Raw genomic sequence first — 18,067 nt, 5'->3', positions numbered from 1 at the left:
TCGGCTCCCAGGCGTGGGAGCTTTTTTTGAGGGGAGATATCCGATGAGAACGACACAGGAGGCAATTCGTCATTTAGAACGCATCTCGGTCTATCTTGAGGTGAAGGGTGAAAATCCGTTCAAAATCAATGCTTTCCGTAAGGCGGCGGCAATCCTTGAGAATGCAGGAGAAGCGTTCGATCAAATCGAGGACTTCACTACGCTCAAGGGAATCGGAAAAGGGACGGCGACCGTCCTTGAGGAATTCCGCTCGACCGGGACGAGCACGGCGATGACCGAGCTCGAGTCGGAGGTTCCGGAAGGACTCATCGCGCTTCTTAAAATACCAGGGCTTGGCGGGAAGAAACTCGCGAAGCTCCATGCGGTCGGCGTCGTCGACGCAGGGACGTTCGCAGAAAAACTTGCCGACGGTACGGTCGAGGAGATGCCGGGCTTCGGGAAGAAGACGGTCGAGAAGTATGCGAAGGCGCTCGAATCCTTCCAGACACGACCGGAACGGCTGCCCTATGGCGTCATGCGAAAAACTGTCGCTGAAATCTTACGATACTTGCAGGACCTGCCGGACATCATCCGTTTTGAGGTCGGCGGGAGTTTCCGGCGCGCGGAAGAGACGTGCAAGGACCTCGACTTCATCATCTCGACGAACGAGCCGGAACAGGTCAAGCAGGCGCTCCTCGCGATCGAACTGATCGACGAGGTCGTCGCAGCGGGCGATACGAAGATATCACTCGTCCTCAAACGGGAAGAGTACATCCCGGTCGATTTCCGTCTGGTCGAGGACGCGGCATTCGCGTCGACGCTCCACCATTTCACGGGATCGAAGGAACACAATGTCCGGATGCGCCAGCTTGCGAAGGAGCGTGGCGAAAGCATCTCGGAATACGGTGTCGAGACGAAGGACGGTCTATGGCAGCCTGAGACGGAAGAAGAACTGTTCGAACGATACGGTCTTCCTTACATCTCGCCAGAGCTTCGGGCCGGTCACCGGGAATTCGAAGAGGACTTGAGCCGTCTGATCACGTTCGAAGACATCAAGGCGGATGCGCATATGCATACGAAATGGTCGGACGGCACCCTGTCGGTCGATGAACTCGTCGATGCCTGCGAAAGCCGCGGATACGAGTGGATGGCGATCACGGACCACAGTCAATACATGAAGTTCGTCAACGGCCTGACGGTCGAACGCCTGCGTTCGCAACGGGAAGAAATCGAGGCAGCGCGCACACAGCATCCCGACATGATGATTCTTTGCGGGGTAGAGATGGACATCCTGCCTGACGGGTCTCTCGATTACGAGGATGAATTCCTCGCCGAGATGGATTTCGTCATCGCTTCGATCCACTCGAAGTTCGACCAGACGACGGAAGAGATCATGTATCGCTTCGCGAATGCTTGCCGCAACCAATACGTCTCCCTGATCGCTCATCCGACAGGGCGGCTGATCGGCCGGAGGGACGGATATGCGGTCGACGTCGATCAGCTGATCGAGCTTGCGCAAGAGACCGGGACGGCTCTTGAGCTCAATGCGAATCCGGCGCGATTCGATTTGACCGCGTCGACGCTCGCAAAGGCGAAGGCGGCAGGGGTCAAGCTCATGATCAACACGGATGCACACCGTCCTGATATGCTAGAAGACATGAAACTTGGAGTCCTTCACGCCCGTAAAGCGTATTTGGAGCCAAGTGATGTGATCAACACGTGGACGGCAGAGGAGGCGCGGGCTTTCTTTGACCGGAAACGTCAAGGGGGCAATTAATTTTGAATGCGAACGCTTTACGCGTATTGGAATACGATAAATTGAAACAAACTCTCGCTCGGCACACGGCGAGCTCGCTCGGTGCCGGACTCGTGCACAAGATGCAACCGTCCGAATCATATGAGGAAGTGACAGAGCTTCTCGCTCTGACGACGGAGGCTACGACGGTCTATCGCTTGCGTGACCGCTACCCGTTCGGCGGGCTGACGGATGTGCGCAGCGAGGTGAAGCGGGCTGAGATCGGTTCGGTCCTCTCGACGAGCGAATTGCTCGCCATCGCGGATGTCGTCTATTCGGGACGCCAGGTGAAGGCGTTCCAGGAACGGCTCCATGAGGACCACCAGGATCTGCATCTCCCGGAACTCGACGAACGGATCGCGCTGATCACGAAACTCGTCGAGGTCGAACAGTCGATCCGCCATGCGATCGACGATCAAGGAACGGTCCAGGATTCCGCGAGCGATAAACTCCGCGGATTGCGGACGCAACTCCGTTCACTCGAAGGAGGCGTACGCTCGAAGCTTGACGGTGTCCTCCGCAGCAATTCGAAGATGCTGTCGGACGCGATCGTCACGATCCGGAACGACCGCTACTGCGTTCCGGTCAAGCAGGAATACCGGCAAGCGTTCGGCGGGATCGTCCATGATCAGTCGGCGTCCGGCGCGACGCTCTTCATCGAGCCGCAGGCGGTCGTGACGACGAACAACGAGATTCAGGAGGCCCGTCTGAAAGAGCGGGCTGAGATCGAGCGGATTCTCGCAGAGCTGTCGGCCATCGTCGGTTCGGTCGGTGAAGCACTGCGAGCGAATCTCGACGCACTCGCAGAGCTCGATTTCATCATGGCGAAGGCACTCTACGGACATGCCCTTCGTGCCGTCGCACCTCTCCTCAACGATGAGCGCCGAATCATCCTGAAGGAAGCGCGCCATCCATTCATCCCGGACGAGGCAGTCGTACCGATCACGGTCTCGCTTGGCGGAGAGTTCACCTCTCTCGTCATCACCGGTCCGAACACCGGTGGTAAGACGGTGACGCTCAAGACGATCGGCCTGCTTCAGCTGATGGCGCAATCGGGGCTCTATGTCCCTGCCGCAGACGAGACGGAACTCGGTGTCTTTGACGCGATCTATGCCGATATCGGTGACGAGCAGTCGATCGAGCAGAACCTGTCTACGTTCAGCTCGCATATGACGAACATCGTCTCGATGATGGAGAAGATCGACTTCATGAGTCTTGTCCTGTTCGATGAGCTCGGAGCCGGTACCGACCCGACGGAAGGTGCCGCTCTCGCGATCGCCATCCTCGATGAAGTGAAGCGGCGCGGGGCACGTGTAGCGGCGACGACCCATTACTCCGAGTTGAAAGCATACGGCTACAACCGGGAAGGCGTCGTCAATGCGTCGATGGAGTTCGACGTCGAGTCGCTCAGTCCGACGTATCGTCTGCTGATCGGTGTGCCGGGCCGTTCGAATGCCTTCGAGATCTCGAAGCGTCTCGGATTATCCGACCTCGTCATCGAAGCGGCACGCGGACAGATCGGGACCGATGCGAAGTCGGTCGAGACGATGATCGCGCAGCTCGAGGAAGCGAAACAACGGGCAGAACACCTCGAGGAGAAGTTGAAAGTGGAGCGTCTCGAACTCGAGCAGGAGAGGGAAGCGTTCGATTCGGAACGTGAAGTGCTCGAAGCGGAACGCAACGAGATTCTTGCTAAGGCAGAAGAACGGGCTGCGCGTGCCGTCGAACGGGCACAGAAAGAAGCAGATGCTGTCATCAAACGTCTGAAACAGTTGCGTGACGAGGGAATCGTCAAGGAACACGAACTGATCGATGCGCGAAAACAGCTTGAATCGGCGAAACCGACGCTACAAGACAAGAAAATCGCCAAGGTGAAATCGAAGTTCGCGAAGGAAGAGACGTTCGCGAAGGGCGAGGAAGTCAAGGTGACGACTTTCAACCAAAAAGGCTATATCGTCAATCAGGCATCGAACGGTGAGTATACGGTCCAGGTCGGCATCATGAAAGTGAACGTCAAGGCATCCGACCTCGTCAAGGTCGGTCAGCCGAAGAAGGTACCGAAACCGACGCGCGGTTCATCGCTGACGAAGCAGTCGACGCCGTCGGCAGAGCTCGACCTGCGCGGCGTGCGGGTCGAGGAAGGGCTGTCGAAGCTCGAACGCTTCATGGACCAGGCGCTGCTCTCGAACTACGACCAGCTGCGCATCATCCACGGCATGGGGACTGGTGCGATGCGCCAAGGCGTCCAGGAATACTTGCGCGGACACCGCAACGTCAAATCGCAGCGTCCGGGCGGCATGGGCGAAGGCGGACTCGGCGTGACGGTCGTCGAGCTGAAGTGAGGTATTCATGAACATCTTCGACAACGTCTACGTCTACACGACAGCCCTCTATTCCGTGGCCGGTCTGTTGATCATCCTCGGGCTCGCGCTCTTTGAGTTGACAACACGGTACAAGAACTGGGAACATATAAGGAACGGCAACATCGCGGTCGCGCTTGCGACCGGAGGCAAGATCATCGGACTCGCGAACATCGTCCACTTCACCGTCCGGGGTGAGGAGCATGTCATCTCGATTTTCCTCGAGAGCGCGTTCGGGTTCTTCTTGCTGATTTCGACCTATTGGATTTTTGAGTTTTTGACACCGAACCTGCCCGTCGATAAGGAAATCGAGAGAGGGAACATCGCAGTCGGCATCATCTCCTGCGCGCTCTCGATCGGCATGTCTTTCGTCATCGGTTCGGCGCTAGTGGGGTGAAGCAATGTTAGAACGGCTCGCAAAGATCATGTTCATCGTCTCGACGCTCTTTTTGGTCGTCGGCGTCCTCTGGGTGATCTTCAACTGACAAAAGAACAGGCGCGGCCTGTGATCATTCCGTACTGAGAACGATTCAGTGCGGAATTTTTATTTGGCACAGCGGAAAGGAGAATGAAAATGAACGAAAGAAAAATCGAGACACGGAACGAAATACGGCGGAGAGCCTTCGAGGCGCTCCAGTTGATTTCGTTCAAGGATATCCTCTGGATCGTCGTCGGATCCTTCATCCTCGCCTTCGGCATCAACTACTTCACGATCCCGAACGACTTGTCGGAAGGAGGACTGATCGGGGTTACCGTCATCCTCTACTATCTGTTCGAATGGGACATGGGACTCGTCTCGCTGATCGCGAACATGCTCCTGTTCGTGATCGGTTATCGCTTCCTCAGCAGACGGACGATGATCTATTCGGTCATCTCCGTCGGTGTCACGTCGTTCGTCCTGTCGGTGACGAAGCCGCTCGCGACAGGGGTCGACAACCGCCTGATCGGTGCCGTCTATGCCGGTATCCTGATCGGCGTCGGGATCGGGCTCGTCATCCGTGTCGGCGGAACAACCGGGGGCGGTGTCATCCTGGCACGTCTGATGCACAAATACCTCCACTTGAGCATCGCCGTCTCGATGTTCCTGATCGACGTCGCCGTCGTCGGGGCGTCTGGTCTCCTGTTCGGAGAAGAGACGATGCTCTACACGCTGATCGCCATCTTCATCGGATCATGGTTGATCGATTTCGTCAGTGAAGGCTTGAACGTCAGGGAAGCCGTGACGATCATCAGCCACCGGCAAAGCGAGATCGCAGCCGTCCTGACGGAGACGCTCGGGCGGAGTGCGACGGTCATCCACAGTCATGGACACTTCACGAAGCAGCAGAACAACATGCTCTACATCATCGTCGACAAGCGCCAGCTCGCACCGCTCAAGCAGATCGTCGAAGCGGCCGATCCTCGCGCCTTCGTCGTCATCCATAAAGTCAGGGAGGTCATCGGGGAAGGGTTCACCTATCCATCCCGCTGACTTCAGAAAGGACAGCCGTGCAGGCTGTCTTTTTTTTCTGAAAACAGGACTAGCCCTGCAGGTGTGACTGCCCGTATAATTAAAGTGAATAGTAATTCATTTTTTAGGAGGAGGGATTTGGATGAAGCCGGTTTGGCTGCAAGATTATCCGGAGGCGGTACCCCATTCGATCGACTATCGGGAGATTCCGCTCTATCAAATGCTCGACGAAGCAGCACGTGATTTTCCTGAAGGCAGGGCGCTCAGCTTCTTAGGGAAGCGGATGACGTTCTTCGAAGTACAGCAGGATGCGCTGCGTCTTTCGACGATTTTGCGTGAGGCAGGAGTGGAAAAAGGGGACCGAGTCGGAATCATGCTCCCGAACTGCCCGCAATACATGATCAGTTATTTCGCAGTGCTCTATGCAGGCGGGACGGTCGTCCAAATCAATCCTCTTTATACGGAACGCGAGCTCGAACAGATTCTGCTCGATTCAGGCGCGACTCGCCTGATCACACTCGACCTCCTCTATCCGAAATCGTGCCGGATCCGGAAGGCGGCAGGCCTTACGACGGTCATCACGACGAGTATCGCGGACTACCTGCCTTTCCCGAAGAACAAGCTCTATCCGATCAAGTCGCGCAAGGACAACAACATCATCATCGATACGACAGGTTCGGTCCCGTTCCTCTCGCTGAGAGGAACGGAGCCGGCCGATGCGGTAGCAGTCGACCCGAAAGAGGACGTCGCCGTGCTCCAATATACGGGCGGAACGACCGGTCTTCCTAAAGGTGTCATGCTGACGCACTTCAACCTGACGGCGAACGTGCAGCAGATTGATGAGTGGTTCTACAAATACACGCGCGGAGACGGACGCAAGCTGCTCGCTGTCGTCCCATACTTCCACGTCTACGGCATGACGTGTAACCTCAACTTCGGCATGTTCAATGCGTACGAGCAGATCATGCTGCCGAAGTTCGAGATCGATCAGGTTCTCAAGACGATCGATAAGGAAAAGCCGCATCTGTTCCCGGGCGCACCGACGATGTATGTCGGTCTGCTGAACCATCCGAAGCTTAAGAAGTACGACCTTTCGTCGATCGAGGCATGTATTTCGGGGTCAGCACCGCTTCCGATCGAGGTGCAGGAAAAGTTCGAGCGGATCACAGGCGGACGGATCGTCGAAGGATACGGTTTGTCGGAGACGAGTCCCGTGACGCATACGAACTGTATTTGGGACAAGCGCGAGACTGGTTCGGTCGGTATCCCGGTACCGGACACTTATGCGAAGGTCGTCCTCGGCGACGGGGAGACGGAGGCAGAGGTCGGCGAAATCGGTGAGATCGCCGTCAAAGGTCCGCAAGTGATGAAGGGTTATTGGAAACGTCCTGAGGATACGACGGCCGTCCTGCGCGACGGTTGGTTGTTCACGGGAGATCTCGGTTACATGGGAGAGGACGGGTTCTTCCATATCGTCGATCGGAAGAAGGACTTGATCATCGCTTCCGGCTTCAACATCTATCCGCGTGAAGTCGAGGAAGTGCTGTACGAGCATCCGGCTGTCAAGGAAGCGGTCGTCATCGGCGTCCCGGATCCATACCGTGGAGAGACCGTCAAGGCGTTCATCGTGTTGAAGGATGAGACCAGCGTCTCGACGGATGAGCTCGACGTATTCTGCCGCGAGCGCCTCGCCTCGTATAAAGTGCCAAGAAGTTATGAATTCCGTGCCGAGCTGCCGAAGACATTCGTCGGTAAGATTCTCCGCCGCGTCCTGGTCGAAGAGGAACGGGCAAAACTCTTGGAAGAAAGCAGTTGACAGCAGGGTGTGCCGTGGTAGAATAAATATGAATGAACCATCATTCATTTTTCTTGTTAGGAGCTAACGTCATGAAGAGAAGCATTTCAAAGAGTGACCGTATCATCGATGCGGCAGTGAAGGTCATCGCAGAACATGGGTATCATGGAGCGCGGGTGACAGCTATCGCGAAGGAAGCAGGCGTCGCGGACGGTACGATCTATCTTTATTTCAAGAACAAGGAACATCTCCTGATCTCCTTGTTCGAAGCGAAGATGGGTAGTTTCATCGAGTACTCGGAAGCCCAAATCGCAAAGGAAGAGAAGGCGACATCTCAGCTGGAAGCATTGATCGAGTCTCATCTCGAACAACTGTCTGCCGACTATGATCTGGCGGTGGTGACGCAGATCGAACTGAGACAATCGAATCAGGAGATGCGCTTGAAAATCGCGGGCGTCCTGAAACCTTATTTGCGTTTGATCGACCGGGTCATCCTGCATGGGATGAAGGCAGGGGAGTTTGCACAGGATCTCGATCACCGATTAGCACGCCAGATGGTGTTCGGGACGATCGATGAGGTCGTCACGAGCTGGATGGCAAGCGGCTTCAAATATGACTTGATGGACACGAAGGCGGGAATCCACCGCATGCTTGTCAAAGGGCTGAGTTAAGCCCTTTTCCTTGAAGAAAAGATGTAAGCGGATACAACGATGAATGATGGTCAAGCTAACTGATCAAAGGGGGATTATTCAAATGGAGATCTATGTACTTCTGAAGAGAACGTTCGATACGGAAGAGGCGATCCAGCTCGACGGTGGGCGCATCGACGAGGACGGTGCTGAATTCATCATCAACCCGTATGACGAATATGCAGTCGAGGAAGCGATTCGCGTACGTGACGCGGAAGGCGGCGAAGTGACGGTGCTGACCGTCGGGCCGGAGGACGCGGACAAGGAGCTTCGGACGGCGCTTGCGATGGGGGCTGACAAGGCGGTTCGGATCTCGATCGAGGATGACATCGAAGAAGCGGATCACTTCACGATCTCAGAAGTCATCGCCGGCTACCTGAAGGAGCAAACGGTCGACCTGATCATCGCAGGTAACGTCGCGATCGACGGAGGAAGCGGGCAAGTAGCACCTCGCGTCGCGGAACTTCTTGATATTCCTTACGTCACGACGATCACGAAGCTTGAATTGAACGGAACGGACGCTGTCATCACACGGGATTCGGAAGGGGACACGGAAGTCATCAAGACGTCGCTCCCATTGCTCGTCACGGCACAGCAGGGACTCAATGAGCCGCGCTATCCGAGCCTTCCCGGCATCATGAAGGCGAAGAAGAAACCGCTCGAGGAACTCGAACTGTCGGACCTCGACATGGATGAGGATGAACTCGCACCGCGCATCGAGACGGTCGAGCGCTTCCTCCCGCCTGCGAAGGCGGCAGGAAAGATCCTGTCAGGTGACTTGGCGGCACAAGCGGCAGAACTCGCATCCTTGCTTCGGAATGAAGCGAAAGTAGTCTAAGGGGGAATTCAAGATGACAAAAGCACTCGTACTCGCGGAAACGCGTGATGGAAGTCTTCGTAATGTATCTCTAGAAGCAATCGCTGCTGCGAAGCAGGTGGCGGACGACGTCGTCGTCGCACTCGTCGGAGAGCAGGTCGAATCATTCGCAAACGAAATCAAGACGCGCGGCGCGTCAAAAATCCTCGTCGTCGAGGATGCGAAGCTCGCGCACTATACACCGGACGGATACGGGCAAGTGTTCCTTCAGCTGATCGAACGCGAGAACCCGGAAGTGATCGTCTTCGGACACACTGCGCTCGGCAAGGATCTCTCGCCGAAGATCGCCGCGAAACTGCAGGCCGGTCTGATCAGTGACGTCACGACGATCGAAGGCTCTGGCGCAGACGCGATGTTCGTCCGTCCGATCTATTCAGGTAAAGCGTTCGAGAAGGTGAAAGTATCAGAAGGCCGTCTTCTCTTCACGGTCCGTCCGAACAACATCGATGCGCTTCCGGAAGGGACTTCTGATGCGGCGATCGAGAAAGTCGATGTCGAGCTGAAGGACCTTCGGACGATCGTTCAGGAAGTCGTCCGGAAAGCGACAGGCGGAGTCGACCTGTCGGAAGCGAAAATCATCGTCGCCGGCGGACGCGGCGTCAAGAGCGCAGATGGTTTCGCGCCGCTTCAGGAGCTTGCGGACCTTCTCGGCGGGGCAGTCGGTGCTTCACGCGGCGCGTGTGACGCGGACTACTGCGACTATGCACTCCAAATCGGGCAGACTGGCAAGGTCGTCACACCTGACCTCTACATCGCATGCGGCATCTCGGGAGCAATCCAGCATCTCGCCGGTATGTCGAACGCGAAGGTGATCGTCGCAATCAACAAGGATCCGGAAGCGAACATCTTCTCGGTAGCGGATTACGGTATCGTCGGAGATCTGTTCGACGTCGTTCCTCTCCTGACTGCCGAGTTCAAGAAAATGCTCGTCCATTGATTCTCTGCTCCCTGGCAAACGCCGGGGAGTTTTTCATTTTCTCGTGAAAATTTCCTGATCCTGTTAGCGGCTGAATTTTTCAGGGAAGAAGAAAGTGATGTTCATCGTGTCGTGCCATTCGTCATGGGAGGAAAAATCATGAAGCTACAGGACAAGGTCGCAATCGTCACAGGCGCGGGTTCAGGCATGGGAGAAGCGATCGCGAAACGCTACGCGAAGGAAGGGGCGAAGGTCGTCTTAGCCGATTTGAATGAGGCGAACCTGAAGCGTGTCGTCTCGGAAATCGAGGAAGCCGGAGGAGTTGCAATCGGAGTGCTCGCGAACGTCGCGAAAGAGGAGGACGTAGAGCGTCTCGTCGATGAGACGATGAAGGCATACGGAAAGCTCTCGATCCTCGTCAACAACGCCGGCATCATGGATAATTTCAAGACGGTCGGATCGCTCGATGACGAGACGTGGGACAAGGTCATCGCGGTCAACCTGACCGGACCGATGAAGCTGTCGCGTGCTGCGCTCAAGGTGATGACGGAGGCTCAGGAAGGCGTCATCATCAACAATGCCTCGATTGGTGGCCTGTTCGGGGCGCGCGGGGGGGCTGCCTATGTCGCGTCGAAACACGGACTGATCGGCTTGACGAAAAACATGGCGGTTACCCATGGCAAGGACGGGAAGATCCGTGTCAATGGGATCGCGCCAGGTGCTGTCAACACCCATATCGGAGAGACGATCACAGCACCGGATCCGCTCGGGATGGAAATCATCCAGCAGACTGGACAGTCGCTGACGGCGGAAGCTGATCAGATTGCTGGCGTCGCCTTGTTCCTCGCGAGCAACGACGCAAGCTTCGTCAACGGCCACATCATCGTAGCCGACGGGGGATGGACGGCGCGGTGACGTAAGGCCGGGGACGATGGTGTGAGCAGTTTCGTTGGGCTCTATTTCCGGGTATGCTATACTCAGGTCAGAACAACAACGGATACGCACCATCGTATCCATACATTTAGGAGGTTTTTTTAAATGGCAATCGTACACGCAACTAGTCAATCATTCGCACAAGATGTTTCTGAAGGTACAGTACTCGTTGATTTCTGGGCACCATGGTGCGGACCTTGCCGCATGATCGCGCCAGTTCTTGAAGAACTCGACGCTGACATGGCAGATCTCAAAATCGTCAAAGTCGACGTCGATGAGCATCCTGCGGTCGCTGGACAATTCCAAGTCCAAAGCATCCCGACGCTCGTCCTCTTCAAAAACGGCCAACCTGTCAGTAAGACGATGGGCTTCATGCCGAAGGACGCTTTGAAAGAGTTCGTCGAGCAAGCATAATCATCAAATACAATCGGGCAGTCCCTTCAAGGGTCTGTCCGATTTTTTTGTTCCTGGAACTAAAAAACCCCTCGCGAGGAGGGGCGATATGAACATTCAGGCGAGTTCGATCCCGCCCGTGACGCCATATACCTGCGCAGTCACGTAGCTTGCATCGTCGCTTGCGAGGAAGACATAGACGTTCGAAAGCTCGACCGGCTGTCCGCTTCGTTTGAGCGGTGTCTCCTGACCGAACTCCGGGATGTTCTCGCTCGGCTGTCCGCCAGAGATTTGGAGCGGCGTCCAGATCGGTCCGGGAGCGACCGAGTTGACGCGGATTCCTTTTTTCGCGACTTGTTTCGCGAGACCGCGCGTGAAGCCGTTGATCGCGAACTTCGTCGACGCGTAGTCGAGCAGGTTCTCGCTCGGGTTGTACCCTTGGACGGAGCTCGTCGTGATGATCGAGGCACCTTCCTTCAGGAGGGGGAGTGCGGCCTTGACGACCCAGAATAGGGAGAAGACATTGATTTCGAACGTCTTGCGGAGCTGTTCCGTCGACAGGTCGAGGATATCTTCGACCGCCTGTTGCTTGCCTGCGACGAGGGCGAGGATATCGATTCCGCCGAGTTCCGCGTTCGCGCGCTCGACGAGTTCCGCACAGAACGCCTCGTCACTCAGATCGCCCGGGATGAGGACGGCATTTCGTCCTTCGGCTTCGATCAGCGCTTTCACTTCTTCAGCGTCCTGCTGCTCCTCCGCTAAGTAGTTGAGTGCAACGTCCGCGCCTTCACGTGCATAGGCGATTGCCGCCGCGCGTCCGATGCCGGAGTCGCCGCCCGTGACGAGCGCTTTCTTGCCGGTCAGCTTGCCTGAGCCGACGTAGCTCTCCTCGCCGCAGTCCGGGACAGGTTCCATCTTCGCCTGAACGGCCGGTGCCTCCTGGTACTGCTTCGGGAACTTCTCATTGTAGAACTTGTCGAGCGGGTTGCTGGATTGAGTCATGACTGATTCCTCCTTTTTCAATATGAAAATTGTTCCCTATCTCTGCTCTGTTAAACCTTTAAAGCACAAAAGCTCCAGTGCTTATCTCGGCACTGGAGCTTTTTTTCATACGGTCACATCGGGCTGCAGAGCTCGATCAGATGACCGTCCGGATCAAGAACATAGGCGACGCGTTGTCCCCACGGCTTGTCAGTAGGTGCGAGCACACTCTCGACACCGTCTTCGATCAACCGGTCATACGTCCCGTCGACCTGATCCGTGACGAATCCGAGTTCGAGCGTCTGCCTGGCGGGACCTTCCGGTAAATCGTACGGGACGATGCCTTTCGCCTCGGCGCGGGTATTGAAGGCGAGAACGGTCGAACCGGTCTCGAATTCGACGTACGAGCCATGCTCGGCGCGAATCGACAGGCCGAGCAGGTCGCGGTAAAAATGTTTCGTCCGGTCAGCGTCCTCGACATAGAGGATCGTGTAGCCATATTTCATACGAACACCTCTCATTCACTTTGTTCTAGCAGCATCGCGATATCCGACGCCGGGGTCGGATAGGCGAAGCTCGTCTGTTTCATGGCGGAGCGGGGAATGCGGTGCTGCATCGCGAAGGCGAAGTGGTTCGCGAGTTCTGCTGCGTTGACACCGAGGAAATGGGCGCCGAGAATCTCCTCGTTCTCACCGGTCAGAATCTTGGCGCGCGACCATTGATCCTTGATCCGTTTGTTCTCCTGCCAATCTGAGGTATCAAGAAATTTCCCGGAGTATGGAATTCCTTCCTTCTTCAGTTCTTCTTCCGACTTGCCGAGTTTTGCGAGGTTCGGAGAGGTGAAGACGAGGCTCGGAACAGGAATCAACTCACGTTCCCGCTTGTTGCCTTCAAGCATATTGTCAGCAGCGAGCCGACCTTCTGTACCAGAGAATGGCGTCAGGGCAGGGTTGCCGCTCTCAGCGACATCACCGGCAGCATAGATATGTTCAACTGACGTCTGGAGATGCTCATTGACGCGGATGCCTCTCTTGCCCATCTCGACGCCGGCCTTCTCGAGATCGAGCCCGTCGACGCTCGGGACGCGGCCGGTCGCATTCAAGACGGCGTCCGCTAGAAGAACCTCCCCGGTCGATAGCGTCAATTCATTCCCTTCATAGCTTACAGGCTCGACTTCGAAACGGACGTCTATCCCGAGTGAACGAGTCGCCTCGACGAGGACGCCGACGAGCTCCTTGTCGAACTGCTTGAGCGCTTCCGAGCGAATCAACATCGTCACATCGGCGCCAGCGATTCTTGCGAGATGTGCGAACTCGAACGAGATGTATCCGCCGCCGATGCAGACGAGCCGTCTAGGCAGTTCCTTCAAATCGAGAAATTCATTGCTCGTGATCATGCGCTCACTGCCGGGTATGTCGAGCGTACGTGGTCTGAGACCAGTCGCGATCAGGAAGCGGTCTGCGGTCAGCTGCTCCCCGTCGACTTCGATGACTTGTGGCGATAGGAAGCGGGGAGAAGCCGACAGGAGGTCGATGCCGTTCGCCTTCAACTTTTCTGTCGTCTGTTCCGGTACCGGCTGGGTATACTCATTCTTACGCTCCATCAGCTGGCGCCAATCGACCGAGACGAGTCCTTTCAGTCCGTAACCGAGAATGCGTTCGACGGAGGCCTTCGCCTCGCTCGCAGACAGCAGGATTTTCTTTGGATCACAGCCGCGTTGCGGACATGTTCCCCCTGGTGTCCAGTTTTCGATGACCGCGACCTTCTTTCCTCTTTCTGCAAATTTATAGGCTGCCTGAGTTCCGGCAGCCCCTGTCCCGATGATGATGCAATCATATGTACGCATCTTCGTGCCTCCTTATGTCATAATCATTGTAGGATATGTACCCTGTTTCGCAACGTCGAAAACGGTGAAAGGAGAGAGCTTCATGGGACATCAAGAACATATCAAGGCGAAACTTGCCTTGTTACCTGACGAACCGGGCTGTTATTTGCACAAGAACGAGTTCGGCGAGGTCATATACGTCGGAAAAGCGAAAAATCTCAAGAATCGAGTCCGCTCTTACTTCACGGGGGCACACGATCTAAAGACGGAACGGCTCGTCGCGGACATCCGCGATTTCGAATATATCATCACGGCGAGCGAACTCGAGGCGTTGCTGCTCGAGATGACGCTGATCAAGAAGCACGACCCGAAGTACAACATCATGCTCAAGGACGACAAATCCTATCCCTATTTGAAAATCACGAACGAGACGTACCCGCGCCTGATCACGACACGAAAACTGAAGAAAGACGGAGGACATTATTTCGGGCCTTACCCGAACGCCTACGCGGCGAACGAGACGAAGCGTCTGCTCGATCGCCTCTACCCGCTTCGGAAATGCCAACCGATGCCGAAGAAGCTCTGTCTCTACTATCACATCGGGCAGTGCCTCGGACCATGCGAGATTGTCGGGACCGAACCGGAGCAAAAGGAGATCGTCGCAGAAATTCGCAAGTTCCTGTCAGGAGAGACGAAGGAACTCGTCAGCTCCTTGAAATCACGGATGGCGACTGCCGCGGAGGAGATGGAATTCGAACGGGCAGGGGAGTTGCGCGATCAGATCCGCTCGATCGAATCGATCATGAACAAACAGAACATGATCACGGCCGACCTGACGGCGCGCGACGTCTTCGGCATATACGTCGACAAAGGGTGGATGTGCGTCCAGGTCTTCTTCCTGCGCGGCGGGAAGATGATCGAGCGTGACGTCTCCTTGTTCCCGATCTACGGAAGCGCGGAGGAGGAGCTCGAGAGCTTCATCGTCCAGTTCTATGAAAAGAACATGTTGCCGAGCGAAATCTACGTGCCGCCAGCCATCAATCAGGAATTGATCCGGGAGGCGCTCAAGGTGCGGGTCCATGCACCAATGCGCGGGCAGAAGAAGAAGTTGATCGATCTCGCGACGAAAAATGCCGCGAACGCAATCGGAGAACGGTTCGAATTGCTCGCGCGCGATGACAAGCGGACGATCCAGGCGGTCGAGGAGCTCGGCGAAGCAATCGGGATCAAACCGCTGTCTCGAATCGAAATCATCGATAACGCGAACATCCAGGGGGCTGACGCCGTATCGGCACTCGTCGTGTTCGAAGACGGAAAGCCGCTGAAGAAGGAGTACCGCAAGTTCAAGATCCGGACCGTACAAGGACCGGATGACTATGAATCGATGCGCGAAATCGTCCGGCGCCGTTACCGGAGACTTCTGCTCGACGGAAGCCGGCTACCGGATCTCGTGCTGATCGATGGCGGGATCGGACAGTTGAACGCCGCACTCGAGGTCATTCAGGATGAGCTCGGCATGAGCGTTCCGGTCGGTTCGCTCAAGAAGGACGACAAGCACCGGACGAGCCAGCTCCTGTTCGGCGAGAAGGGGGAAGTCGTCGAACTGAATCCCCGTTCGAACGCCTTCTATTTGCTGCAACGGATGCAGGATGAAGTCCACCGGTTCGCAATCACCTTCCACCGTTCGCTCCGCTCGAAAGGGATGACGAAGTCACTGCTTGACGAAATCCCCGGGGTAGGACCGAAGCGTCGTCAGCAGCTGATCCGGCATTTCGGATCGATGCGAAGCCTGAAGAAGGCGTCGATCGATCAGCTTGTCGAATCGGGACTTCCGCAGAAGCTAGCGGAGACGGTCGCCGAGTATTTGAGTCAGTCGAACGAGGAATGAATCGTCTTCATATGAAAAGCGGTCGCGTCCCGAAAAGGAACGCGACCGCTTTTTCTTTGTTTCATCCCGCTTCACGCTTCTCGACGTCTTCGAGGAAGGAATCAACTTCCTTCGCCGACCTCAAGATGATGACACGTTTGTCCGCGGGTAATTGTCCGAGCATCTCAAGCACAGCCGGAAGATTTCTTTTTTTGTAGTCCCAGATCCACTTGAGGAAGTGAAGGTCGAATCGTTCCTCGCATCCCGGGTTCATGTCCGGTCTGGATGTGTTGCGATAAGTCCACGTCCGCTTGAGCGCACGGTACACACAGATCACCCGGTTGATGTCGAGCAGGATGACCGTATCGGCCGCTGCGATTCGCATGTCCATCGAGCCGCTGTAGTTGCCGTCGATGATCCATTGTTTCTCATCGATCAGTCGGGACTGGACTGCTGTTTGTTCACTTCTAGGCAAGAGTTCCCATCCCGGGCGCCACATGAGCATATCGAGGTGATGGACGGGGAGGGCGAGACGGTCGCCGAGTTTTCGGGCAAGGGTCGATTTACCCGAGCCGCCCGAGCCGATCAGCATGATTCTTCGCATAGTTTTCTCCTGTTTGTATGGATTTTAGAAATATCTTCCAATGTTAACATGAATATTCGTTCAGTGCATGCGTTTTTTAGGGAAAACTCTTTTGTGTGCGCGTGCATTCAAATCGAAAGACAGCGAGCAGCTAGGACTGACTATCAAAAAAAGAGCCATTCTCCGGGGCGTGCGGCATCACACTTCTTTTGAATGAAGGAACTTACTGTGTCAGCGACGCTCGATTCGAAGGTCGCCACGTCGTCAGTCCGGCCGTGTCCTGATGTTGAATCCAGGTCTGGAACTCGCTCACGCTTCGCACGTGACCGTCCATCACAGCTTGATAGATGAAGATGGAGGGGTACGTCACCCTTCTCTCAATCAAATCTTCTTTGATCAACAAAATTAGCGCTTGCGTCTCCTTCGTCAAGGATTGAGTCATGTCTGCTACTAAATCCCGGGAGAGGGCACCTTTTCGACTTGAAGCGAACAGCCACATGTCTATGTTCCAGGTCGTGTTGTCGTCACTGGTGTAGAGTAACTTAAAATAAAGACCATCGAATGGGGAGTCCAAGTAGTTTCGATATTTGATTTCTATGACATTCGGATGGCCAGACAGCTCGCTTAAGAACGCCATTGCTTGATCTGGGCGAGGGTCGGAACAAAAGGTCTCGATATCTATGTCCGGGCTGACAATCAAATCATAGGCGACTGCCCCTACAAGATGAGGGTCACCGATTTCCGACCATTTCTGCAAAAGCTCCAGTTCGTCTAAAATACCTTCAGCAACCCTTCTTTTATGTCTCGCTCGCTTCAACACTTCCATGAGGTTCACTCCAAATCAGTAGATTTTCAAATTACTCCAGAATACATGATGAATCAGATAGTGGCAATATGTTTCGAATCCAGGTAGAGGTGAAGGTGATCGTTAGGACGTTGGAATCAAAAAACCGCCCCAGTGCGAGAGGGCGGTTAAAGTCAATTAATCATCAGTTGTTGATGTACTTTTCGTAGACGTCCCCGAAGTCTTTCCGGTTCCATTCATAGTAGTGGCCTTGCAGCCAGTTGAACGATTCCTGCGACAGGTCCTTGAACGTCTGCGGCACGTTCATGTCGCCTTGGCGTAGACCGCCGAGCACCGTCACCGAGTGGTTGAGCGAACTGTTCGCGAATTCGAGCATCTTCTGTCCTTCGAATTGCTTCTCGGCGATCGACAGGAGCGCTTTGTAGAGGTCTTTGACGTGTTCGAGCTGCTTCTTGTCGACGTCGATCGAGTAATGCTTGCCGCCGATCTCGAACTTGATCTCGACGTCGAGGTCGACTGTTCCGGCCGTCTCGAACATGACGTGGCGGACCGGATAGTGCGCGTACGGATAACGATAGAGCACGCGCTTCGAGCTGACCGCGCTAGCACCGTCAAGATGGATGAGGGCGAGGTTCGTGAAGCAGTACTCGTCCGATTTCGACTTGATCAGGAAGTAGATTTTTTCACCGTCTTCATGCAGGACGTAATCGTCCGCCGCCGCCTTGTCGAAGTCGTCCGGATGGATGACCTGACCGATATCACTGAAGCCTGTTAGATCTGCTGCTAGTTTCTTGAACATCAAGATTCCTCCTCAAGCGA

General features: G+C 55.4%; 17 protein-coding genes. 11 read left to right on the top strand and 6 right to left on the bottom strand.

Translation table 11 applies throughout. From position 1 onward, the window contains the following. Positions 1 to 43 precede the first annotated feature (43 nt). The 10 genes from polX (at position 44) to trxA (ending at position 11,208) form a co-directional block, all read left to right on the top strand. Positions 44 to 1,756 carry a DNA polymerase/3'-5' exonuclease PolX gene (polX, locus tag DFG60_RS01615; RefSeq protein WP_114569973.1) on the top strand — a complete coding sequence of 571 codons (1,713 nt, stop codon included), beginning with the start codon at positions 44 to 46 and terminating at the stop codon, positions 1,754 to 1,756. Between the two features lie 2 nt (positions 1,757 to 1,758). Further along, complete coding sequence (locus DFG60_RS01610; protein ID WP_114569972.1) at positions 1,759 to 4,116, top strand: endonuclease MutS2; 2,358 nt, start codon at positions 1,759 to 1,761, stop codon at positions 4,114 to 4,116. A gap of 7 nt (positions 4,117 to 4,123) precedes the next feature. Then, positions 4,124 to 4,531: a DUF350 domain-containing protein gene (locus tag DFG60_RS01605; protein ID WP_114569971.1), complete on the top strand. Its 408-nt coding sequence runs from the start codon at positions 4,124 to 4,126 to the stop codon at positions 4,529 to 4,531. Between the two features lie 177 nt (positions 4,532 to 4,708). Then, a complete protein-coding gene (locus DFG60_RS01600; protein WP_114569970.1) occupies positions 4,709 to 5,605 on the top strand; it encodes a YitT family protein in 897 nt (298 codons plus the stop codon). Between the two features lie 121 nt (positions 5,606 to 5,726). Next, on the top strand, positions 5,727 to 7,400 hold the full coding sequence (locus DFG60_RS01595; protein WP_114569969.1) for a long-chain-fatty-acid--CoA ligase: 1,674 nt from the start codon (positions 5,727 to 5,729) through the stop codon (positions 7,398 to 7,400). A gap of 71 nt (positions 7,401 to 7,471) precedes the next feature. Beyond that, entirely contained in the window at positions 7,472 to 8,050 is a 579-nt protein-coding gene (locus DFG60_RS01590) for a TetR/AcrR family transcriptional regulator (protein ID WP_114569968.1), read from the top strand. A gap of 82 nt (positions 8,051 to 8,132) precedes the next feature. After that, on the top strand, positions 8,133 to 8,906 hold the full coding sequence (locus DFG60_RS01585) for an electron transfer flavoprotein subunit beta/FixA family protein (RefSeq protein ID WP_114569967.1): 774 nt from the start codon (positions 8,133 to 8,135) through the stop codon (positions 8,904 to 8,906). Between the two features lie 13 nt (positions 8,907 to 8,919). After that, entirely contained in the window at positions 8,920 to 9,882 is a 963-nt protein-coding gene (locus DFG60_RS01580) for an electron transfer flavoprotein subunit alpha/FixB family protein (RefSeq protein WP_114569966.1), read from the top strand. A 138-nt stretch (positions 9,883 to 10,020) separates the two neighbouring features. Next, positions 10,021 to 10,776, top strand: coding sequence for a glucose 1-dehydrogenase (locus DFG60_RS01575; RefSeq protein ID WP_114570022.1), 756 nt, complete (start codon positions 10,021 to 10,023; stop codon positions 10,774 to 10,776). 123 nt (positions 10,777 to 10,899) lie between these two features. Next, on the top strand, positions 10,900 to 11,208 hold the full coding sequence (gene trxA, locus DFG60_RS01570; RefSeq protein WP_114569965.1) for a thioredoxin: 309 nt from the start codon (positions 10,900 to 10,902) through the stop codon (positions 11,206 to 11,208). Between the two features lie 96 nt (positions 11,209 to 11,304). On the opposite strand, the gene DFG60_RS01565 is transcribed toward trxA, so the two are convergent. The 3 genes from DFG60_RS01565 to DFG60_RS01555 form a co-directional block, all read right to left on the bottom strand. Next, positions 11,305 to 12,189: an SDR family oxidoreductase gene (locus DFG60_RS01565; protein ID WP_114569964.1), complete on the bottom strand. Its 885-nt coding sequence runs from the start codon at positions 12,187 to 12,189 to the stop codon at positions 11,305 to 11,307. A 113-nt stretch (positions 12,190 to 12,302) separates the two neighbouring features. After that, entirely contained in the window at positions 12,303 to 12,674 is a 372-nt protein-coding gene (locus tag DFG60_RS01560; RefSeq protein WP_114569963.1) for a VOC family protein, read from the bottom strand. An 11-nt stretch (positions 12,675 to 12,685) separates the two neighbouring features. After that, a complete protein-coding gene (locus DFG60_RS01555; RefSeq protein WP_114569962.1) occupies positions 12,686 to 14,014 on the bottom strand; it encodes a dihydrolipoyl dehydrogenase family protein in 1,329 nt (442 codons plus the stop codon). Positions 14,015 to 14,096: 82 nt separating this feature from the next. On the opposite strand from DFG60_RS01555, the gene uvrC reads away from it, so the two are divergent. Further along, the gene (gene uvrC, locus DFG60_RS01550) at positions 14,097 to 15,881 is read left to right on the top strand and encodes an excinuclease ABC subunit UvrC (RefSeq protein WP_114569961.1); all 1,785 of its coding nucleotides are present in this window, start codon (positions 14,097 to 14,099) and stop codon (positions 15,879 to 15,881) included. Between the two features lie 61 nt (positions 15,882 to 15,942). Here the strand turns inward: uvrC and DFG60_RS01545 are convergent, their stop codons facing one another. From DFG60_RS01545 to DFG60_RS01535, 3 genes are all read right to left on the bottom strand, one after another. Next, the gene (locus DFG60_RS01545) at positions 15,943 to 16,464 is read right to left on the bottom strand and encodes a DNA topology modulation protein (protein ID WP_114569960.1); all 522 of its coding nucleotides are present in this window, start codon (positions 16,462 to 16,464) and stop codon (positions 15,943 to 15,945) included. 202 nt (positions 16,465 to 16,666) lie between these two features. Then, positions 16,667 to 17,269 (bottom strand): hypothetical protein, encoded by a 603-nt coding sequence (locus DFG60_RS01540; RefSeq protein ID WP_114569959.1) that lies wholly within the window; start codon positions 17,267 to 17,269, stop codon positions 16,667 to 16,669. A gap of 163 nt (positions 17,270 to 17,432) precedes the next feature. Next, on the bottom strand, positions 17,433 to 18,047 hold the full coding sequence (locus DFG60_RS01535; protein ID WP_114569958.1) for a PH domain-containing protein: 615 nt from the start codon (positions 18,045 to 18,047) through the stop codon (positions 17,433 to 17,435). Positions 18,048 to 18,067: the final 20 nt, after the last annotated feature.

It is taken from the genome of Exiguobacterium flavidum, from assembly GCF_003344535.1.
Classification (GTDB): Bacteria; Bacillota; Bacilli; order Exiguobacteriales; family Exiguobacteriaceae; genus Exiguobacterium_A; species Exiguobacterium_A flavidum.
The sequence above is the reverse complement of the archived record's forward strand: the minus strand, read 5'-3'. Positions and strand labels throughout refer to the sequence as shown.

Excerpts from the sequence above, each read along its gene's own strand:
- polX (WP_114569973.1), top strand. The coding sequence starts at position 44 with ATGAGAACGACACAGGAGGCAATTCGTCATTTAGAACGCATCTCGGTC.
- DFG60_RS01605 (WP_114569971.1), top strand. The coding sequence starts at position 4,124 with ATGAACATCTTCGACAACGTCTACGTCTACACGACAGCCCTCTATTCC.
- DFG60_RS01600 (WP_114569970.1), top strand. The coding sequence starts at position 4,709 with ATGAACGAAAGAAAAATCGAGACACGGAACGAAATACGGCGGAGAGCC.
- DFG60_RS01595 (WP_114569969.1), top strand. The coding sequence starts at position 5,727 with ATGAAGCCGGTTTGGCTGCAAGATTATCCGGAGGCGGTACCCCATTCG.
- DFG60_RS01590 (WP_114569968.1), top strand. The coding sequence starts at position 7,472 with ATGAAGAGAAGCATTTCAAAGAGTGACCGTATCATCGATGCGGCAGTG.
- DFG60_RS01585 (WP_114569967.1), top strand. The coding sequence starts at position 8,133 with ATGGAGATCTATGTACTTCTGAAGAGAACGTTCGATACGGAAGAGGCG.
- DFG60_RS01580 (WP_114569966.1), top strand. The coding sequence starts at position 8,920 with ATGACAAAAGCACTCGTACTCGCGGAAACGCGTGATGGAAGTCTTCGT.
- DFG60_RS01575 (WP_114570022.1), top strand. The coding sequence starts at position 10,021 with ATGAAGCTACAGGACAAGGTCGCAATCGTCACAGGCGCGGGTTCAGGC.
- trxA (WP_114569965.1), top strand. The coding sequence starts at position 10,900 with ATGGCAATCGTACACGCAACTAGTCAATCATTCGCACAAGATGTTTCT.
- DFG60_RS01565 (WP_114569964.1), bottom strand. The coding sequence starts at position 12,189 with ATGACTCAATCCAGCAACCCGCTCGACAAGTTCTACAATGAGAAGTTC.
- DFG60_RS01560 (WP_114569963.1), bottom strand. The coding sequence starts at position 12,674 with ATGAAATATGGCTACACGATCCTCTATGTCGAGGACGCTGACCGGACG.
- DFG60_RS01555 (WP_114569962.1), bottom strand. The coding sequence starts at position 14,014 with ATGCGTACATATGATTGCATCATCATCGGGACAGGGGCTGCCGGAACT.
- uvrC (WP_114569961.1), top strand. The coding sequence starts at position 14,097 with ATGGGACATCAAGAACATATCAAGGCGAAACTTGCCTTGTTACCTGAC.
- DFG60_RS01545 (WP_114569960.1), bottom strand. The coding sequence starts at position 16,464 with ATGCGAAGAATCATGCTGATCGGCTCGGGCGGCTCGGGTAAATCGACC.
- DFG60_RS01540 (WP_114569959.1), bottom strand. The coding sequence starts at position 17,269 with ATGGAAGTGTTGAAGCGAGCGAGACATAAAAGAAGGGTTGCTGAAGGT.
- DFG60_RS01535 (WP_114569958.1), bottom strand. The coding sequence starts at position 18,047 with ATGTTCAAGAAACTAGCAGCAGATCTAACAGGCTTCAGTGATATCGGT.